Annotated in this window: 13 protein-coding genes; 11 read left to right on the plus strand and 2 right to left on the minus strand. The window is 48.7% G+C overall.

The window, feature by feature from the left end; genetic code table 11:
• Nucleotides 1-224 precede the first annotated feature (224 nt).
• On the plus strand, nucleotides 225-1961 hold the full coding sequence (locus tag ACDE64_RS05070; protein WP_411345413.1) for a sensor histidine kinase: 1737 nt from the start codon (nucleotides 225-227) through the stop codon (nucleotides 1959-1961).
• A gap of 239 nt (nucleotides 1962-2200) precedes the next feature.
• Here the strand turns inward: ACDE64_RS05070 and ACDE64_RS05075 are convergent, their stop codons facing one another.
• Together ACDE64_RS05075 and ACDE64_RS05080 are read right to left on the minus strand one after the other, a co-directional pair.
• On the minus strand, nucleotides 2201-3400 hold the full coding sequence (locus ACDE64_RS05075; RefSeq protein ID WP_411349205.1) for an acyltransferase: 1200 nt from the start codon (nucleotides 3398-3400) through the stop codon (nucleotides 2201-2203).
• 583 nt (nucleotides 3401-3983) lie between these two features.
• A complete protein-coding gene (locus tag ACDE64_RS05080; protein WP_411349206.1) occupies nucleotides 3984-4778 on the minus strand; it encodes a GH12 family glycosyl hydrolase domain-containing protein in 795 nt (264 codons plus the stop codon).
• Between the two features lie 861 nt (nucleotides 4779-5639).
• On the opposite strand from ACDE64_RS05080, the gene ACDE64_RS05085 reads away from it, so the two are divergent.
• The 10 genes from ACDE64_RS05085 (at nucleotide 5640) to ACDE64_RS05130 (ending at nucleotide 18230) form a co-directional block, all read left to right on the plus strand.
• Complete coding sequence (locus tag ACDE64_RS05085; RefSeq protein WP_411349207.1) at nucleotides 5640-6464, plus strand: nucleotidyltransferase domain-containing protein; 825 nt, start codon at nucleotides 5640-5642, stop codon at nucleotides 6462-6464.
• Between the two features lie 20 nt (nucleotides 6465-6484).
• Nucleotides 6485-7924, plus strand: a complete 1440-nt coding sequence (locus ACDE64_RS05090; protein ID WP_411350231.1) for an RtcB family protein — start codon at nucleotides 6485-6487, stop codon at nucleotides 7922-7924.
• A gap of 366 nt (nucleotides 7925-8290) precedes the next feature.
• On the plus strand, nucleotides 8291-9550 hold the full coding sequence (locus ACDE64_RS05095; protein WP_411350232.1) for an AAA family ATPase: 1260 nt from the start codon (nucleotides 8291-8293) through the stop codon (nucleotides 9548-9550).
• A 607-nt stretch (nucleotides 9551-10157) separates the two neighbouring features.
• Nucleotides 10158-11330 (plus strand): polysaccharide lyase family 1 protein, encoded by a 1173-nt coding sequence (locus tag ACDE64_RS05100; RefSeq protein WP_411349208.1) that lies wholly within the window; start codon nucleotides 10158-10160, stop codon nucleotides 11328-11330.
• A 691-nt stretch (nucleotides 11331-12021) separates the two neighbouring features.
• Nucleotides 12022-13056, plus strand: coding sequence for a BMP family lipoprotein (locus ACDE64_RS05105; RefSeq protein ID WP_411345419.1), 1035 nt, complete (start codon nucleotides 12022-12024; stop codon nucleotides 13054-13056).
• 188 nt (nucleotides 13057-13244) lie between these two features.
• Nucleotides 13245-14753, plus strand: a complete 1509-nt coding sequence (locus ACDE64_RS05110) for an ABC transporter ATP-binding protein (protein ID WP_411345420.1) — start codon at nucleotides 13245-13247, stop codon at nucleotides 14751-14753.
• Entirely contained in the window at nucleotides 14750-15817 is a 1068-nt protein-coding gene (locus tag ACDE64_RS05115) for an ABC transporter permease (protein WP_411345421.1), read from the plus strand. Before ACDE64_RS05110 ends, ACDE64_RS05115 begins: the two co-directional genes overlap by 4 nt.
• Entirely contained in the window at nucleotides 15801-16724 is a 924-nt protein-coding gene (locus ACDE64_RS05120; RefSeq protein ID WP_411349209.1) for an ABC transporter permease, read from the plus strand. Before ACDE64_RS05115 ends, ACDE64_RS05120 begins: the two co-directional genes overlap by 17 nt.
• Nucleotides 16725-16817: 93 nt before the next feature.
• Nucleotides 16818-17495, plus strand: coding sequence for a sulfite oxidase-like oxidoreductase (locus ACDE64_RS05125; protein ID WP_411349210.1), 678 nt, complete (start codon nucleotides 16818-16820; stop codon nucleotides 17493-17495).
• Nucleotides 17496-17498: 3 nt separating this feature from the next.
• Nucleotides 17499-18230, plus strand: a complete 732-nt coding sequence (locus ACDE64_RS05130) for a nucleoside phosphorylase (protein WP_411349211.1) — start codon at nucleotides 17499-17501, stop codon at nucleotides 18228-18230.
• The last annotated feature ends 135 nt before the right edge of the window (nucleotides 18231-18365 follow it).

The following is an 18365-nucleotide window of genomic DNA, read 5'->3' on the forward strand; positions in this document are numbered from 1 at the left end:
CTACGGTACAATAAATATTAGTCATCTTTTCCAGAAATTAATAGAAATTTTCAGCGATATCATATTATTTTTTTGGAAATCAGATGTAGGCTGGCACAGTTCATGGTATGATCGAAGAATAGAATCGAACTTTGTCGACAAAATGGCTAATGTACTTATCTATCTATGCATAAATATGAATGCTCATAGGCAAGTACTGATATAAATGGGGGTAAAACTGCAATATGAAACAGCGCAAGAGCCTGTTGCCCAAACCGATCCCGGTCACTGTATATATTCTCATTGCTATGACCGTCGTATTGCTCATTGTGAATACGATTTATTACTTAACGTCACGCAGTGCCCTGATCTCTGTACAGGAACAGAATATGCGCGTCATCTCCGAACAGATCCGTTCATCGATCAAGCTGTCTCAGAACGGAGAAGAGTTTGTGGAGAATCTGAACGGTGAGAATCTCAGAATGGCAGCGCAGGCAGTCCAATCTACACTTGGCAATCAACTTGATAACATTACCGACGATGAATTAAAGGCGCTAAGCAAACAGATTGGTGTAGATCGGATTACATTATTCCAGCAACAAGGGGATAATGTGGTACCGGTTCGCTCTTCCGATGAAACTGATCTGTCCCGGTGGAGCACTTGGCGTTCCGATTGGCTGAAAGCAGTCAAGCAGCTCATACGTGGGCAGGAGCCGGATGTTGAACTTGGACAGAAGCTGCCCAATTTCTGGGCGGCACCGCTTATATCCAGTGAAGATGCGGATGTAACGAGTAGTGAGAAAATGGGCTTTTACTATGATGGTTCTGCCGATTACGTGATTAATGTCTATACGGATGATGAATCGGTTCGCGAATACCGCAAGGATACCGGTGTAGAAGCAATTATCCGCGAAATTCTAAATGGCGAAACGAATCGTCAGACGCTGGGGATTTCTATTTTCAATCCACCGATCTTTTTGGATCAGTCGAATCAGTACAATTCGCATGGTGTAATCTGGTATGACGAGAACAATACGATCAATAATGATTACTCGTACAAAAGCGCAACTGACCGCGATAATATCCGGCAGGTGAATCGTACCGGACAATTGATCTCGGTTACCGAAACCTACAATGGTCAGCAGGTACTGAAAACCTTTATCCCGGTAGAGCTAACCTATCCGGCAATCATTATGGTAGTCTCTGATTTGACTGATCTACAGGGAAGATTAAGCGAGCAGCTGTTGTTGATCTCGCTGTCCATCATCCTGTGTACGTTTATCATTATTGCGATTGTGCTCGCCGTTATCGCTATGCTGAATCGCCGCACCGAAGCAGTGGCGCAAAGCGTACAGAACGTATATCTGGAAAATATCGATGCCCTGTTCAACTCGATCAAGGAGCAACGACATGACTTCAATAATCACGTCAATACGATTCAATTATTGGTCAAAATGAAAAAGTATGACGATCTATCCGCCTACACCGCCGAGCTGGTCGGTGAGTCGATCGCGATGAACCAGATTATCAACATCAATCTGCCAGCGATGTCCGCGTTGATTCAAGCGAAAATGACGCAAGCGTATGATCGCAAAATTCGATTTGAATACGAGATTGCCAATCTGAAATCAGTACAATTCGGTACAGTCAAATCGACCGAGCTGGTCAAGATCGTCAGCAATCTGATCGACAATGCCTTTGATGCTGTAACCGAAACCGAGAATGCTGACAAATTGGTCAAAGTAACGGGGAGTATCCGTGGTGAACAATTAACGTTTACCGTCGGCAACAATGGCAACCCGATTCCCGAAAAGCTAAGACAGCAGATCTTCGAAGCCGGATTCAGCACCAAACCATTGAACCGCAAAAACTCCGGTCTCGGTCTGGCAATCGTGTCCAAGATCCTGAAAAAGCACCGTGGGGTCATTATGGTGGATAGCGACGAGGAATGGACCGAATTTTCAGTGCGTTTGCCACTGTAAACGGACTGTCGTATGCTTGGTATCATTTGAGATGTTGTGCTGGGCATATCTCGTAATGTTCACACGGATACGATTCAACATAATAGCGATGGCAACATGATAATCATCGTTATACCAAACACCCCATGCACGGGAATGTTCTCCTGTGTATGGGGTGTTCTTTTTATAAATAAGGACGATGCAAGCTTGCTGATGATTGCGATCTAAGTAGCTAGATAGCCAGTCATGCTAATGTGCCGCTATTTGGCGTTTTGCGGAATATGTTTGGATGTGCTTGTAGAAGTTGCAGATGATTTGCGCTTTTTGCCAGCCGATCCGGTTAACCAGTGCCCGCCGGGCAGCTTGGATAACAGACTGGTCAGAATAATCGCTGATGGCGCCACAATCGCAAAGCTAAGCAATGTCCAAGGCAGATGATATCCCGTCAAATCCAGCTTACGAGTGAAGCTTGCTACGCCTGCCAGAATTAGTGCATGTGACAAGTATCCGCCAAATGAATACCGTCCACACCATTTCAGAAATCGTACCATGACATTATGTTGCCGCGATAATAATAATGCCAGTCCATACATGAGCAGCATATGTGATACGACAATAATGAACGTTGTTGGCTTTAGATATGTCGATACATTGAGATTAATGACATCAGTGGAATGCTTGAGCAGATCATAGCCGAGCCAAATATACATGATCAGGAACACAAGCGTACTCCACGGCAGCAGCTTCAGCACAACTTCGCGCCACGTCTGAATGGCCGATCCACATACCGCACCGAGAATAAAATAGAAAAAGTAAAACGGAAACTCATTCACCCGATGTTCCAGCAATGTCTGTCCGATTCCGGTCAGCGTCCATTGTGGGAACACATAATAGCATAGATACATCAACCAGCCATACAGGACTGCTAGTACCGCCAATACCGTAATCACGCGCTTACGCTGCTGCTCCGGGGTACGCTGAACCAGCGCCTTTTCCCGAAATTGCATTACCAACCAGCGAAACGCCGGGAACAGTAAATAAAACTGAAAGATCATAATGACGAACCAGAGATGATATCCGTTCGTCGGCGCAAATAGCTGCTCAATCAGGAGCCGCCAGCTTCCTGTTTGCCAGATTGGCTGATGATCTGCCAGTTGAACAGTTACCCAGTAAATCAGCGTCCAGATTACAAACGGCACATAAATATCGCCAATCCGCTTGAGCAGTACTGGTCGATACGGTCGTCCCTGCCCATATTGGTAAAATAAAATCGCACCCGCCAGAAAAACAAATGTCAGCGTGCCAAAGCGAGTGAAATGATACAGCATGCCAAGCATAATGGAGTCCGCAGGTACAATATCACTACGGTAAATATATTCGCCGATGCTATGCTGCATTACAACTGCAAGAAAACACATCCCGCGCAGTAATGCCCATTCATCGATCCGATCTTTGGTCATAGGGTCACCTCTGTTATCAATAACGAAAAAGTTGTACTAGTGAAACATTGTAACACTCAAATATGAATGGGGGGTGAAAAAGGTGGACTTTTTTTGGTGGGGGTGGACGGGGGACGCTACGGAAAGGGATAAGGGGAAACGGCTTGGGTGGAGTCCAGGAATCTACGAAATGGGAGGGGCGGTAGATTCCTGGACTCCAAAGGCGCCGTTATCCCCTTATTCCCTTTCCTTCGCTCCGTGCAAGGAGGGAAAAAGTCCACCTTTTTCGGGAGAGGAGGGAAGCAGATGGGGATATGAGTTTATGTTGGTGGTGGAGAGCTTGGGAGGGAGAAGTGAAAAGTGAGAAGTGAAAAGAGAAAAGAGAAAAGAGAAAAGGGAGAAGGGGCGAGGGGGGGATTGAAAATGTGTATGTGAATGATGATCTTTTTTACGTGGGGTGGATGTAATAATATCGATGGGGGTTGTGACAATAAAAACAAACGTCCTTGTCTGTTTTAGACGAAGGACGTTTGTTGGGGGTGTTGGTTGGGGTGATACGATGGTTAGTTGGTATGTTACATAGATGGAGTGCGGATCGTTTTCGTTATTGTACGTTGACGCTCCATTTGGAGATGTTGATTTGGCCGTCGCCGCCGAAGACTTCGGTGCCGAATTCGACGCTGCTGACGTATTTGGTGTTGGCCATCCATTTTTTGTTGTTTACCAAGTAGTCGGTAAAGTTTTTGACGTTCAGGGTAGCGTCGGCTGTGTTGGAGGTGCGGACGAAGGAGAAGACGTTCCAGCCTTTGCCGCTGCCTGCATCGAGCCAGCCTTTGTTAACTTTCCAGCTGCTGCCGCCGATGTTGACGGTCTCTACGTAGGTGCCCAGGGGACCTGCGTTGGTGTTGTTGAGCCAGATCATCACTTCGTCGGTTGGAGTGGAATCCCAGCTTGCTTTGTTGGTGTTATGGAACCAGACATCATAGGCAGCGTTGTATGTGCCCGATGCTTTGATCGAATAACCAACAGTGGCGTTGATGTTTTTGTTATCTGACAGACGGGTTGGGAAGCCGCTGCCCGGTGTGTAGCCTTCCGTCCAGTGCCAGCCGCTTACGATGGATGGGTAGGCTTTCACATCAGAGGTGGTGCTTGGCCAGTGCCATACCCAGCCGAGGTTGGAATCGCTGTTGTGGTAGATGTTTTGCCACCAGCCTTGGACTTTATCCTGACCCCAGACGTTGTTGAATATGTAATATTTGTTGTTCGCAAAGTTTAGCTTGGCGAACGCTGTGGATGAGTCGGCAGCGGATGCGCTGAGTGGAGCGATGGCAGCAGACAACAGAGCGACGGACAACAGGACACGGAGCAGACGTGCTTTTTTGGAAATGGATTTGAACATAGGTTTCTTCCTTTCGAATTGTAATTTTACAGATTTCGGACTATATTTTACCATCTGACAGCAGAAGAAGCTGTATGAATATAATGAACTGAAGATAGGAAAATAAAGCATCAGACAACGTATTGACGCGTGCTTTAGAAAATAGACGTTATCGCTGTCGAATCATGGGGTTTGTAGGTCTAAAGACTCTTTTTTATGAAGGATGTTTGACAGTTGGAAAAAATCGCGAGTATGATAAAAGCAACTTTTACACGAGGGGAGGTTGGACAATATGACCTGGGATAATCAAATGAATATTCAGCAACGCACCGATGGTAAATCCTTCGACGTGCAGCACAACAATGATTATGGCTGTTTGACAATTGCATATTCCGAGTTTTTATTTTCCAACCTCCTACGGACGACATAATCTTCAGTCTGCGGAGTTATACAAGCGGGCATCTCTATAATGGTATGCCGCAGGGAAATAATCAGGTGCGCTTCGATGCCTGATTATTTTTTATGGAAATGACGTGGTTTGCACATGTCGTGCTTACAGATGCAGCACGGCTGTACTTACGAATCCAGATGAATTGGATCGCTATGATAGTGATCGCTCAAATATGGATTGCCACCTGTCATCATTTGTCTAACTTCTCTCATTGCCGAGCATGACAACTGCATATCCTGTTGGATCAGAGCCGCATTTCCTCAACAGAATTGCTGCCGATTCAACAGACGTAAGCCGCAGCCCGTAACAAGGGTTGCGGCTTTTTGTATAGTTAGCGATCATTGCAGCTAGTCTGGGCATATAAAAGTCAGATACACAAAACGTACAGCCTACAACAATACATGAACAGAGACACGAAAGGAGTGATTGACATGCAAGTAAGTCATGAGATGCAAGTGATAATCCGTGCGGAGATTCAGCGGATTGAACAAGAACAAGATGTCAAAATACTATATGCCTGCGAATCAGGCAGCAGAGCGTGGGGGTTTCCTTCGCTGGATAGCGACTACGATGTGCGCTTCGTGTATGTACACAAGCCGGAATGGTATTTGTCTATTTTCCAGCGTCGTGATGTTATCGAATATCCAATCAGCGACCAGTTAGATGTAAACGGCTGGGATCTGATCAAGGCACTGAATCTATTTCGCAAATCAAATCCGCCACTGCTGGAATGGTTAGCTTCGCCAATTGTGTATCATGAAGCCTACTCACTGGCAGAGCAGATCAGGCAATTATCGCCGCTTGGCTTCTCACCGCGTGCTTGCATGTATCACTACCTGCATATGGCAAAAGGGAATGACCGCGGATATTTGCAGGGCGAGATGGTAAAGAGCAAAAAGTACTTTTACGTGCTGCGCCCAGTGCTTGCCTGCCGCTGGATTGTCGAAAAAGGCACGATACCGCCAATGTCCTTCCATACGCTGGTGGATGAATTGCTGCCAGAAGGTCTATTAAAAAGCGATATTCATAAACTATTACAACGCAAAATGTCCGGCGAAGAATTGGATCTGGAACCGCGCATCGTATCGATTCACGAGTTTCTTGCAGTACAGATTCCTCAATTGGAACAGCTGGCAGGAGCGCAAGTTGCGCCTGCCGAGTCGATCGATAACAGATTAGATCAATTGTTCCGCGATACGCTGTCTGAAGTGTGGCATACAAGCTCAACAATAGAAAGAGGTTTAAACCCATTATGATAACAAATCAACATCCTTTAATGGATAGCAGCCATCCTGGCGCAAATCCATATATTCACGAAGTGAAGCTTCCTGCTGGGGATCTTCGCGTGTATGCTAACCCCGAATTATTCGCCGGGTTGGACTATAAAGTATTCGCCATGGCGAACAACAATCTACAAATTCCGGGCATTCGCTATATGGGCTATACTCCGGATGTGCATGTAGGCGTCGGAACCTGCATTGGCACAACTGCGGTCTGGGGCGGTGAAGACGGATGTGTATCGCCTTCCATCGTCGGTAGCGATATCGGCTGCGGTATGCGGGTGCATCTGACCAATCTGCACCGCGATGATCTCAAGGAGGTCAAGCTGCGCCGTAAGCTGGTCAAAGCGATTGAGAAATATTTACCGATGGATTCACAACAACGCGGGCACTTTAGCGATCTGCGTCTGGAGCATGTCGTGAACAAAGGGCTGCACGCCCTGCCCGGTAAATACGTACCCGACAGCTATACTCCCAAAAAATCAACGTCCCTTACGCATGTTGAAGAAAGCCGCTTCAAATTTGACGAAAATGTACTGAATCAAGTGAGCGATCGTGCGTGGCATCGGGGGCATCGTCAACTCGGTACACTTGGCGGTGGGAATCATTTTGCCGAGATACAAGCGCTGGAGATTGATGAGGAAAACCGTCATATCGCTGAGGCATGGGGCATGTACGATGGACAAATTGCCATTATGGTTCATTCCGGCTCACGTTCATGGGGCGGCGGTATTAGTCAGGATAGCAATCCAGCCATGATCGCCGCTATGCATCGGCTTGGACTGGGCACAGCTGATTCGCGGCTGGCATTTCTACCATTGTCACATCCAGAAGCACAGCATTATGTGAATCTGATGTATTCGGCGCTGAATTATGCAACCGTGAATCGCCATCTGATCGCATTTGCCATTCGTGAAGCATTCCGCGATGTGTTTGGCAATCAGTGTGAGATGCGTACATTGTACGATCTGATGCACAATTACGCGTGGTCAGAATATCGCGGCGACGAATCGGTATTTGTTCACCGGAAAGGTGCGACTCGCGCCTTGCCAGCTGGACATCCCGGCAATCCCAAACCGTACTTGGAAACTGGGCATCCAGCGCTCATTCCCGGCTCAATGGGCACATCCTCATACATTATGGTCGGCGCGCCGGGTGGCGAAGACAATTATTATTCAATCTGCCACGGCGCCGGACGGGCACGTTCCCGCTCCGCGACGAAGCGTTTGGTAAAAGTGGACGAATTCGCCAGTTCCATGAAAGTGGGCACGGATGACGAAATTGTCGTCAATCAGCGCTCGCTGGCGAGTATACTGGATGAATCCCCGCAGGCGTACAAAGACGTCGATCAGATTATCGAAAGTGTAACTGGTGCTGGACTGGCTTCCGTTGTAGCCAAATGCAAACCGCTGGCAGCGATCAAAGGCACCAACTAATCGGAGCATCGACTTCGACTCATTACAACTTTGCGGAGCAAAGGCGTATAATCCAAGATAGACCATGAATGTTGGATCAGACATACTTCATTTGATACAGGTATTTCATTGTATAGTACGACATCATGGAATTTGTATAACATGAGTTTATATTTTGTATCAGATGAAGCTTATCCATCTTGAGCAGTATGTCTGTACCTTTGATCAATAGCATGACCTGATGTATCTCGATAATGAACGATTGTATGAAATACGATAGAACAAATTTTATAAAATGAACCTACAAAGGAGGGTGACGGATTGGATTCTACCTACCGCACCAGTAACGAACCTACGCGTGCCGCCGAACCAACAACAGCGGACGCAATTATTGTATATGACCAACAGGACCCTCATCTGTCCACACGTTATGCTGATTATGCCCGTATTATCGCGGGAATCGAGAAGAAGCTGTGGGAACAATATCGGGTGGAATATAAGCTGTATGCCAGCGAAGACCCGAATGTGGAATACTGGGCATTGCTAGAGGATGATGTGCGCGCAGGCGTAGACAAGCTGGAGCATGTTGTCCGCATTTATGACCGGCTGGAAGAATGGACATTTTTATATGATGGTGACAAGCCGGAGCCAGACTTTGATGTGCACCGCTCGCTGAAAAATAACGTGTTTGCTTATACGGAGGCTGGCGTTGCATTAGCAAGAATGCCGGTGTTCCGCGAACATGGCATTTCGAATGACGATCTCGTGTTTGCAGTTAGCGATGAGGCACTGCTGAAGTTTCTGGCAGATGTACGTGTGCGTCAGCGGCAGCAAAGTCTAAAACGGGTAACAGTGTTCACCGATGGTCGACATGGTATTAACCGTCAGCTGGAACCGGTCAGTCGTGCCGTATCGCGTGATGATGTCATTATGCCGCCGGAGATTAAGCAGGATATTTACCGCTCGCTGGATCGCTTTTTTGAAGAGGATCGCAGCTTTTACGAGAAATACGATATTCCGTATAAACGCGGGATTCTGCTGTATGGTCATCCCGGCAACGGGAAGACGACGCTCGTTAAATCGATTGCAGGCAGTGTCCCAGGACCAGTCGCTTACTGGCAAATTACCGAATATACAAGCAGCGAATCGATTGAAGAAGTGTTTGAAGCAGCAGGGCGGATGATGCCGATGGTGCTGGTGATCGAGGATATCGACTCCATGCCGACGGAGGCGCGCTCCTTTTTCCTGAATACGCTGGATGGCGCGACGTCGAAGGAAGGGATTTTCCTGATTGGCACAACCAACTATCCAGAAAAGATCGACCCCGGTCTGATGAATCGTGCCGGACGCTTTGACCGTGCATACGAGATCACGCTGCCGGATGAAGCGCTGCGTTTGGAATATTTCCGTCGCAAAAAGCTGCATGAATTTGCCGGCGACGAAACGGTGGTCGAAGCGGCGCGCATTACCGAAGGCTTTACATTTGCCCAGCTGGGTGAGTTGTATGTATCGGCAGCACTGCACTGGCACGAAGAAGGCAAGCTGGATCTGCATGAAGTCATTCAAGGGCTACGCGGCGAGCTGGACAAGAGCCGTAAAGGCGTCTGGCTACGCAATGGCGAAGGTCGAATGGGCTTTCATTTCTAAGAGATAGATGGAGATAGATCACATCATTTACTTACAACCAATACGATAAAGATAAATACGACAGAGGCAAAATCAAGCAGCGAGTGCGTGCACTGGCTGCTTTTTGCTGTGGTGGGAAGACGAGATAGATGCGATCTGTGCAATGTCTTTATTTTTATATGGTCCATGTTGGATAGGAATCATAAAACGGAAGCTTGCATAATACGGGTGGAAAATAGAGAAATATAGCAAGCGAATGGAGAAGAAGGCAGGAGAGGAAGGAATCGGTTTTGCAAAAGGGATGAATAGAATATGCTGACTAGCTTGTTGTAGAGCCGTATAAGATTACGGTTTCCGTATTTTATATAAATGAATATACATAAGGAATATCGCTCGTTTTATATGGAATAAAAATACATATAATTCTATAATTGGTTCAGAAGATGGATGTAACCAAACGATTTGGATAAAAGGAATAAAGACTTGTTATTTCCAATCCGTGATTGTGATCTTCCCGGTTACACCGTTGTTCTGTACATAATGACAGCTGCTTAGGAATAAGTCTGCTATGCCATCTTTACTGTGTTGATTGTTGCTTTATATTTTATTCGATCGGGAGGTATTTTCATTGAAAACGAGATTGTCTTTGCGACACAAAACTTCTTCTAAAATAAAATTGTCGCTACTTAGTACCGCGTTATTGGCAGCGGTTGTACTACCATGGACAGGCGGCGAGCACGCGTATGCCGCATCTACAGGCGGTTATGCTACAACGAATGGTTCCAATGAAGCAGCAGTAACGGTAACGAATCTGACCGAACTGCAAAATGCGTTTGATGCGAACAAGCATCATATTGTGATCAAAGGCAATATTTACGGCGGCACCAAACCGAAAACGTTTACATTTGACAGTACTAAGTGGAACAACACGACTATCGAAGGCGCAGCTGGCGGCGGAGCCGTATTACAAAATATCCAACTGAAATTCAGCGGCGAATTGCTGGCATCCGGCACCAATATCGAGAACGTGGTTATCAAAAACATCACCTTCTACGGCAATATCAAAGACCTGCAAAACCTGAGCGGCGCGGACACTCAGCCCGGCGGCATCGGCACAAACTATCTGGGTGCTTCCTTCCGTCGTACGAGTAACATCTGGGTTGATCATGTAACGATGTACAACATTAGCGACGATCTGTTCGTCATCTCCCAAGGTTCGGACTATGCGACCGTATCGAATAGCCATTTCTATTTTACCGATACATGGCTGAACATGAACCCGAACCCACTGTGGAACTGGGTCGGCACGAACCAAGATCTGGCTTCCGAGCGTCTGGCGATGATCATCGGCTCCAACAAAAATGACTCCTACGAATACGGCGGCAAAAAATTGCATGTTACGCTGCATCACAACTGGTTCGGTCCCAATATGAAAGGACGCCCACTGCTGCGTGGTTATGTACACATGTACAACAACTACTTCGATAACAGCACCCAGCCGTCCGGCAACAACTCCAAAGGCTTCAACCAGCAACAATACAACGCCGCCCAAATCGGCAGCGGCGGTAACATCTTCTCCGAAGGCAACTATTTCTACAAAACGAATAACAGCCACCAAGTCGGATTGGACAGTAGCGGCGACAGCTACAAATTCTACGAGCGCAACAACGTCTACAACGCAACAACCGGAACGAACGCACAAGCATCAACCTACCCAAGCGTAACGTTCCCATACAGCTTCACCGTAGACAACGCCGCCAACGTCCCTAACAGCGTCCAAGCCAACGCAGGTCCAAAATAAAGTAAAATAAAACACACAAAAAACCAGCCAAAACCATCTCCACCCCCAAGCCCTTGTTCCTTCATCACCGGAACAAGGGCTTTTTTTGCATTCTATTCCCACCACACCAATCCCCATACCCAATCCACCAAAATTCACAATAATCTACAGAAGACTTTAATCAACATCCAACCAACGCCCCTTATCCTGCCCTAAAAAATAGCTTGAAATCAAGCAGACCAAAAAACAAAATCACCTTAAACGAACAAACGAACAAACGAACAAACGAACAAACGAACAAACGAACAAACGAACAAACGAACAAACGAACAAACCAATCAAAGTAAAAGACTAAAACAAAACAATCCCTACACCATGCGATACAAGTTACATACTGCACCCCCGCACTCCAAAACTACCCACCCACCAAACAGGTTTGGTCACATTAAGCTCGGAACGGAGGGAAGGAAATAAGGGAAAAGGACGACTTTGGAGGGGCGGGAATCTTCATTCTATTCCTATTCCAAAAGATTCCCGCGGCTCCACCGGAGTCCGTTCCCTTATTCCTTTCCGGAGTGGACGAACCAATAATGTGCCAAACCTCCCCCTATAAGACATATAGCAAAAAACTATTTGACAAAAGGCGACAAATTCCATTAGCATTATTAAAAATAAAAAAGACAAATTTGAAACAAAAGGGGAATAAAAACCAATGTCGAAACGTTTTTCGTTCGTCATTGTTCTGATGTTACTCGTCGCAATGCTGTCTGCATGTGCCTCGGGTAGTTCTACTTCCGAACAATCGGCTTCAGGCAGTGAAAGCGGCACCGCGAAGAAGAAAATTGCACTCGTCCTTCCGGAAGAAATCGGCGTGAACCAGTTTTTCGTACAGATGGATGAAGGGTTCCAAAAAGCCGGCAAAGAATTTGGCGTGGAAACAAAAACGATCCAATCGTCCGATCCAACCGCTTTTGAACAAAATATGCGTGCTACCGTCGCAGAGGATTATGATCTGATCATCACCGCTACATTCCAAGCGGAAGATGTACTGAAACAGGTCGCACAGGAAAACCCGGACAAATCGTTTGCTATCATTGATACTACGGTCGATCTGCCGAACGTGCGCAGCGTCGGTTTCCGTGAATATGAAGCATCGTATCTGCTCGGCGCGGCTGCTGGACTCGCAACTAAGACCAACGTGGTTGGTATGGTTGCAGCACAGGACGTACCGCTGCTGAAAAAATACAGCGAAGGTTTCAAGCAGGGACTGGAATCGGTCAATCCGAAAGCCAAATTCCTGATCGGTTATGTCGGCAGCTTTAACGACCCGGCAAAAGCAAAAGAACTCGCACTGGTACAATACGGTCAAGGTGCAGACTTTGTTGCTGGCGCATCCGCAACAAGCGATCTCGGCGTATTCGAAGCCGCGAAGGAGAAAAATCTCTACACCTCTGGTCAGGATACCGACCGTACCGTTGAAGACCCCGATCATATCGTACTGTCCCAGCTGAAAGGCACGGATGCAGTCGCGTATGAAACGGTCAAAGACTTTGCTAATGGTAGCTTCCAATTTGGTTCCGCCAACTACGGCTTGAAGGAAGAGGGCGTTGGTCTGACCTTCGTAACCAAAGACAGCGAATCCAAGCTAAGCCCATTCATCGGCGAAGACAATATCACCAAGCTAAAACAGATCAAGGACGACATTATTTCCGGCAAGATTACTGTAAAAAATCCGCTGGAGCAATAAGGATTCATCCTGATCGCTGATCATACACAATCATACGAGCACGGCAAGTTGACGAAACCGGCTGCTTCACCGAGCAGCCGGTTTTATTGTGTTTTTATGAATCTTGTATCGCTTACGTGAAGCGTATATGGCTCACGCATACTCAATGAAAGGGATGCAGACATCTTGTACAGAGGGGGAATGAACAGATGACGGTTTTGCTGGAAATGCAGGGCATTACGAAAAAGTATGGCGAATTTACCGCCAATCGCGATATTCATTTTGATGTGCGAAAGGGTGAGATTCATGCGCTTGTCGGCGAGAATGGCGCAGGCAAAACGACGCTGATGCGTATGCTGTATGGCATGGAGCAGCCTACGTCCGGGCGCATTCTGGTGAACGGCAAGGACGTTCATTTTCATGACCCGTCTCAGGCGATTCGGCAAGGCATCGGGATGGTGCATCAGCATTTTATGTTATTTCCAAGCTTCACACTGGCGGAAAATATCGTCATTGGCGGTGAACCGAAAAAAGGCGCTTTTTTTGACCGACAGGCGGCTGCGGATAAGGTCAAGCAGCTAGGCGAGCAGTATGGCATGCCAGTCGATCCGTGGAAAAAGGCGGGCGATTGTCCGCTTGGGGTACAGCAGCGAACCGAGATTCTGAAGGTGCTGTATCAGGGTGCGGATGTGATCATTTTGGATGAACCGACAGGTGTACTTACGCCGGGTGAGGTCAAGGAGCTGCTACGTTCGATCAAGCGATTGGCAGCACAGGGCAAAAGCTTCATTCTGATCACGCATAAGCTACATGAAGTGATGGAAGCAGCGGATCGTATTACTGTATTGCGTGATGGTGTGATTACCGGACAGATGGATGCCAGTTCGACAGACGAGGAGCAGATTTCGCGTCTGATGGTTGGGCGTGAGCTGGTACAGATGAGCCGTGCCGGACGACAGCCGGGGGAAGTCGTACTGCATGCACAACAATTGCAGCTATCTGGTGGCAAAGGCAGCAAGCCGCTGCTGGATAACGTATCGCTTACAGTACACCGGGGTGAGATTGTTGGTATTGCTGGCATTTCCGGTAATGGGCAATCGGAATTGTTGCAGGTGATCGCCGGATTGCAGCAACCGGATAGCGGTACAGTTGAGCTGAACGGTAGCGATGTAACCGGTGCGCCAGTACGCCGCATTCGGGAACAGGGGTTAGCGCATATTCCCGAAGATCGGTATCTATGGGGGGCTTCGCGTGAAGCGACCGTACTCGACAACGGCTTAATGGGGCATCAGCATCAATATCGCAAAAAAGGGCTGATCGACCGCAAATCGTTACGACAGGTGATGGACGGTTGGGTGAAGCGATTTGCTATCAAAACAGGCTCGCTGGATACGCAGGCACAATTTCTATCTGGTGGTAACTTACAAAAGCTGATTGCGGCGCGCGAATTTGCGCAGAACAAACCGTTTCTAATTGCCGCTGAGCCGACACGCGGTGTCGATGTTGGTGCGATGGAGCTGATTCATGGCGAATTGCTGGCACGTTGTCAGGCGGGCGATGGCATTTTGCTAGTATCCTCTGAATTGACCGAAATCTTGAAGCTGTCCGATCGCATTCTAGTTATGTACGAAGGCAAAATCGCTGGTGAGCTGGCGGCAGAGGACGCAACCGAGGAGCAGATCAGTCTGCTCATGGCAGGAGGGAAAAGGCAATCATGAATACACTAAAACGTACACTGCTAGGACTGCTTCAGCCAGTCATCGCGGTCGTGATCGGTTTGCTGGCAGGCGCGGTTGCCATTATGCTGATCGGCGATTCAGTCATTGATACGTACCGAGAAATGTGGAACGGCGCATTTGGCAGTTTTTATTTTCTGACGAATACGCTGACGCGTGCAACACCGATTATTTTGACCGGATTGGGTGTAGCGCTGGCGTTTCGAGCGGGATTTTTCAACATGGGAGCGACTGGGCAGATGGTGCTGGGCGGACTAGCGGCAGCGATTACCGGTCTATATATGCCGGGACCGGGCTGGCTGGTGATGATCGTATCGCTGCTGGTTGGTATGGTGGTCGGCGGATTGTGGTCGCTGTTTGCGGGGTATATGGATGCACGCTTTGGTGTGAATCTGCTGATCTCGACGCTATTGCTGAACTATATCGCTTCGTTGTTCGCAGGATATATGGTGTCGTTTCCACTCAAGGATCGCACCGGATCAGCGGCAATGTCGCAGACGCCGATGTTGCCTGCGGATGTGTGGTTGCCGAAGCTATTTTCCGGGATGAGTCTACATGCGGGCTTCATTCTAGCTGTGCTGGCAGCGGTCGCGATCTATATATTCATTCATCATTCTGTGTCCGGGTATGAGATTCGGATGCTGGGTAACAACCCATTTTTCGCGGCATACGGCGGGGTCAAGCGTGGCAAAATGATGGTCGTAGCCATGCTGGCAAGCGGCGCACTCGCCGGACTGGCGGGCGCTGGCGAAGTGCTTGGTACACAGCACCGCTATTTGGACGGGGCGCTCACTTCGGCAGATTACGGCTGGAGTGGAATTATGGCGACATTGCTTGCTTCCTCGCATCCGATTGGTACGGCGGTAGCAGGTATTCTGCTGGCGGCGCTGCAAACTGGGGCGATGGGCGTGGAGCGTAATACGAATGTACCGCTAGAAGTAGCGAGCGTCATTCAGGCGACATTGACGTTGTTCGTGTCGGCTCGCTTCGGCTACCTGTTCCTCAAGCGCAGAAAGGAGCGTAAAAACAATGGATCAGCTGTTTGATATTTCGCTTTTTAACTCTACACTGCGCATCCTGACGCCTATTCTGCTAGCGGCACTTGGCGGCGCGATCTGTGCGCGTGTTGGACTGTTCAATGTCGGGTTGGAAGGGCTGGTGCTGGTTGGTGCCTTTTCCGCGATTCTGGGCAATCATTTGTTAGGAAATGTGTGGTTGGCGGTCGTATTTGCGGTCATCTGTGTGATGCTGTTTTCATTGTTGTTTGCGTATATTAGCATCAACTTGAGGGCGAATGTGATCGTAGTCGGCATCTCGCTGAACTTTCTGGCGGCGGGGCTGACAACCTTTTGCCTGCGAGCGATCTTCGATGTGAAAGGTGCGTATTACGATAAAAATATGCAGGGATTACCGAAATGGGACATTCCGCTGATCAAGGACATTCCGGTAGTCGGCGGGATCTTTTCCGGGCATTCACCGCTTGTGTATACAGCATTTGTGGCGGCGATTGTGATGTGGATCTATCTGTTCAAAACGGTCAGCGGGTTCCGTCTACGTGCCGCTGGTGAGAATCCGGTTGCCGCGCAAAGTCTGGGCATTCCGGTACGCCGCATTCAGTATGGTGCAGTGCTAGTATCCGGTATGTTATGCGGGCTAGCGGGCGCGCAGTTGTCGCTCGGTCAGGTGACGATGTTCACCGAAGGCATGACGGCGGGACGCGGCTTTATCGCGCTGGTGGCGACGATGCTTGGACAATCGAACCCGCTCGGCGTGGTCGCATCGAGTCTGCTGTTCGGGCTGATGGACGCATTTAGCATTCGTTTGCAAGGGTTTGCATTGCCAGCGCAGTTCACGCAGATGCTCCCGTATATCGTGACACTGGTAGCGATGTTCTTTTTCAAAGATCGCAGTTATCTCAAGGATGCGCAGCGTGCTAACGGAAGCTCGCGCTGATTACGCCCATTTGACAACTGAATGAACGTACATTGGGAAGCATGTGTACTGTACAAATGAAAGACAAACAAGGCACAATAAGGAGGAACGGAGATGACACGCACCAAGGCAGAACGCATCAAATCATCCAAGACACCGTTATCCCGCAATATAACAGAGGAACAGGCGAAGAGACTGCCACCGGGGCAGTTTCTGACCGAAACCTTCCCTATTCTGCATGAAGGGGAAGTACCGGAGATTGATCTGGCAACATGGCGGCTACGCATCTTCGGTGCAGTGAATCGGGAGCAGGAATTTTCGTTTGAGCAATTGTCTGCACTACCCAGAGTGCAAATGACCGACGATATTCACTGTGTTACTCGCTGGTCGAAATTCGATACCGTCTGGGAAGGTGTACGTTTTCGCGATCTGTTGGAGCAATTGGATGTGCAGCCCGAAGCAAAATATGTGATGGTGCATGGCGGCAACGATTACGAGACGAATGTTCCACTGGGGGAATTGCTGCACGATCATGTGCTGCTGGCATATCATTATGACGGTAAGCCGCTCACGCCGAAGCATGGGTGGCCTATGCGTCTGGTCGTGCCACAGCTGTATTTTTGGAAAAGTGCGAAATGGATCAGTGGTCTGGAATTTATGATAGAAGACCGTCCCGGCTTTTGGGAGCAAAATGGGTTCCATAACGAAGCCGATCCGTTTCGCGAAGAACGTTTCTCCGGCGAGGCATTGCCAATCCCGGAAGATGAATGGACGAAAAAGGAGTATGATTGAAGCATGTTGATGCCCATTTTGCAGGTGAACAGTGAAGATATTCCAGAATACGCCATCGTCTGTGGCGATCCGAAGCGTGCTGCCGTCATCGCAGCACAGCTGGACAATCCGCGCGAGCTGGCGTTCAGCCGCGAATACCGCAGTTTCGTTGGCACACGCGATGGTGTAGAAATCGCCGTTGTCAGCCACGGTGTTGGTTGCCCGGGAGCAGCGGTTTGTTTTGAAGAACTGATTCGCGCCGGAGCCAAAACGCTCATCCGCGTCGGCACAGCCGGTTCCTATTCCGCCGACCATCCCGCAGGTAGCCTAATCGTGAGTACCGCGGCGGTGCGCACCGACGGATTGACTCGCCAGCTCGTACCGGATGGCTTCCCCGCTGTAGCGGATAGCGATGTAACCGAAGCCCTGTACCGCGCTGCACGCGCAAGCGAAGGCGTCGTACAAAAAGGCATCACCGTCACACTGGACGTCTTCTTCAACGGCGTCGAAGAGTTTCCACACAAAAAGTTCAAACAAGCCGGAGCCCTTGCCGTCGAAATGGAAATCTCTGCTCTCTACGTGATCGCTACCTTGCGCGGCGCACGCGCCGGAGCCATCGTCGCCCTAGACGGCTACGCCGATGCCGATCTGGCAGAGGAATACGATCCGAATACGAACACCGTAGCCAATGCGATCCAGCGCGAAATCGAAGCCGCCATTCAGGCGACGGTGCAATTGGCGAAGCATGCTGAATAGATCCGATTTACAAACAAAACGTCCATCCAACTCTATTGGGTGGACGTTTTGTTGTTTTTTAAGATTCTCATTCTGCCTGTCATTCCAAAGGAACGAGATGGTTGAAGGTAGCACGGAGCTGTCTCCACAACCCTT

It is taken from the genome of Paenibacillus sp. WLX2291, from assembly GCF_046603665.1.
GTDB lineage: Bacteria > Bacillota > Bacilli > Paenibacillales > Paenibacillaceae > Saccharibacillus.

Coding starts and splice junctions, on each gene's coding strand:
- ACDE64_RS05085 (WP_411349207.1), top strand. CDS start 5,640: ATGCAAGTAAGTCATGAGATGCAAGTGATAATCCGTGCGGAGATTCAG.
- ACDE64_RS05105 (WP_411345419.1), top strand. CDS start 12,022: ATGTCGAAACGTTTTTCGTTCGTCATTGTTCTGATGTTACTCGTCGCA.
- ACDE64_RS05115 (WP_411345421.1), top strand. CDS start 14,750: ATGAATACACTAAAACGTACACTGCTAGGACTGCTTCAGCCAGTCATC.
- ACDE64_RS05130 (WP_411349211.1), top strand. CDS start 17,499: ATGTTGATGCCCATTTTGCAGGTGAACAGTGAAGATATTCCAGAATAC.
- ACDE64_RS05070 (WP_411345413.1), top strand. CDS start 225: ATGAAACAGCGCAAGAGCCTGTTGCCCAAACCGATCCCGGTCACTGTA.
- ACDE64_RS05075 (WP_411349205.1), bottom strand. CDS start 3,400: ATGACCAAAGATCGGATCGATGAATGGGCATTACTGCGCGGGATGTGT.
- ACDE64_RS05090 (WP_411350231.1), top strand. CDS start 6,485: ATGGATAGCAGCCATCCTGGCGCAAATCCATATATTCACGAAGTGAAG.
- ACDE64_RS05110 (WP_411345420.1), top strand. CDS start 13,245: ATGACGGTTTTGCTGGAAATGCAGGGCATTACGAAAAAGTATGGCGAA.
- ACDE64_RS05120 (WP_411349209.1), top strand. CDS start 15,801: ATGGATCAGCTGTTTGATATTTCGCTTTTTAACTCTACACTGCGCATC.
- ACDE64_RS05125 (WP_411349210.1), top strand. CDS start 16,818: ATGACACGCACCAAGGCAGAACGCATCAAATCATCCAAGACACCGTTA.
- ACDE64_RS05080 (WP_411349206.1), bottom strand. CDS start 4,778: ATGTTCAAATCCATTTCCAAAAAAGCACGTCTGCTCCGTGTCCTGTTG.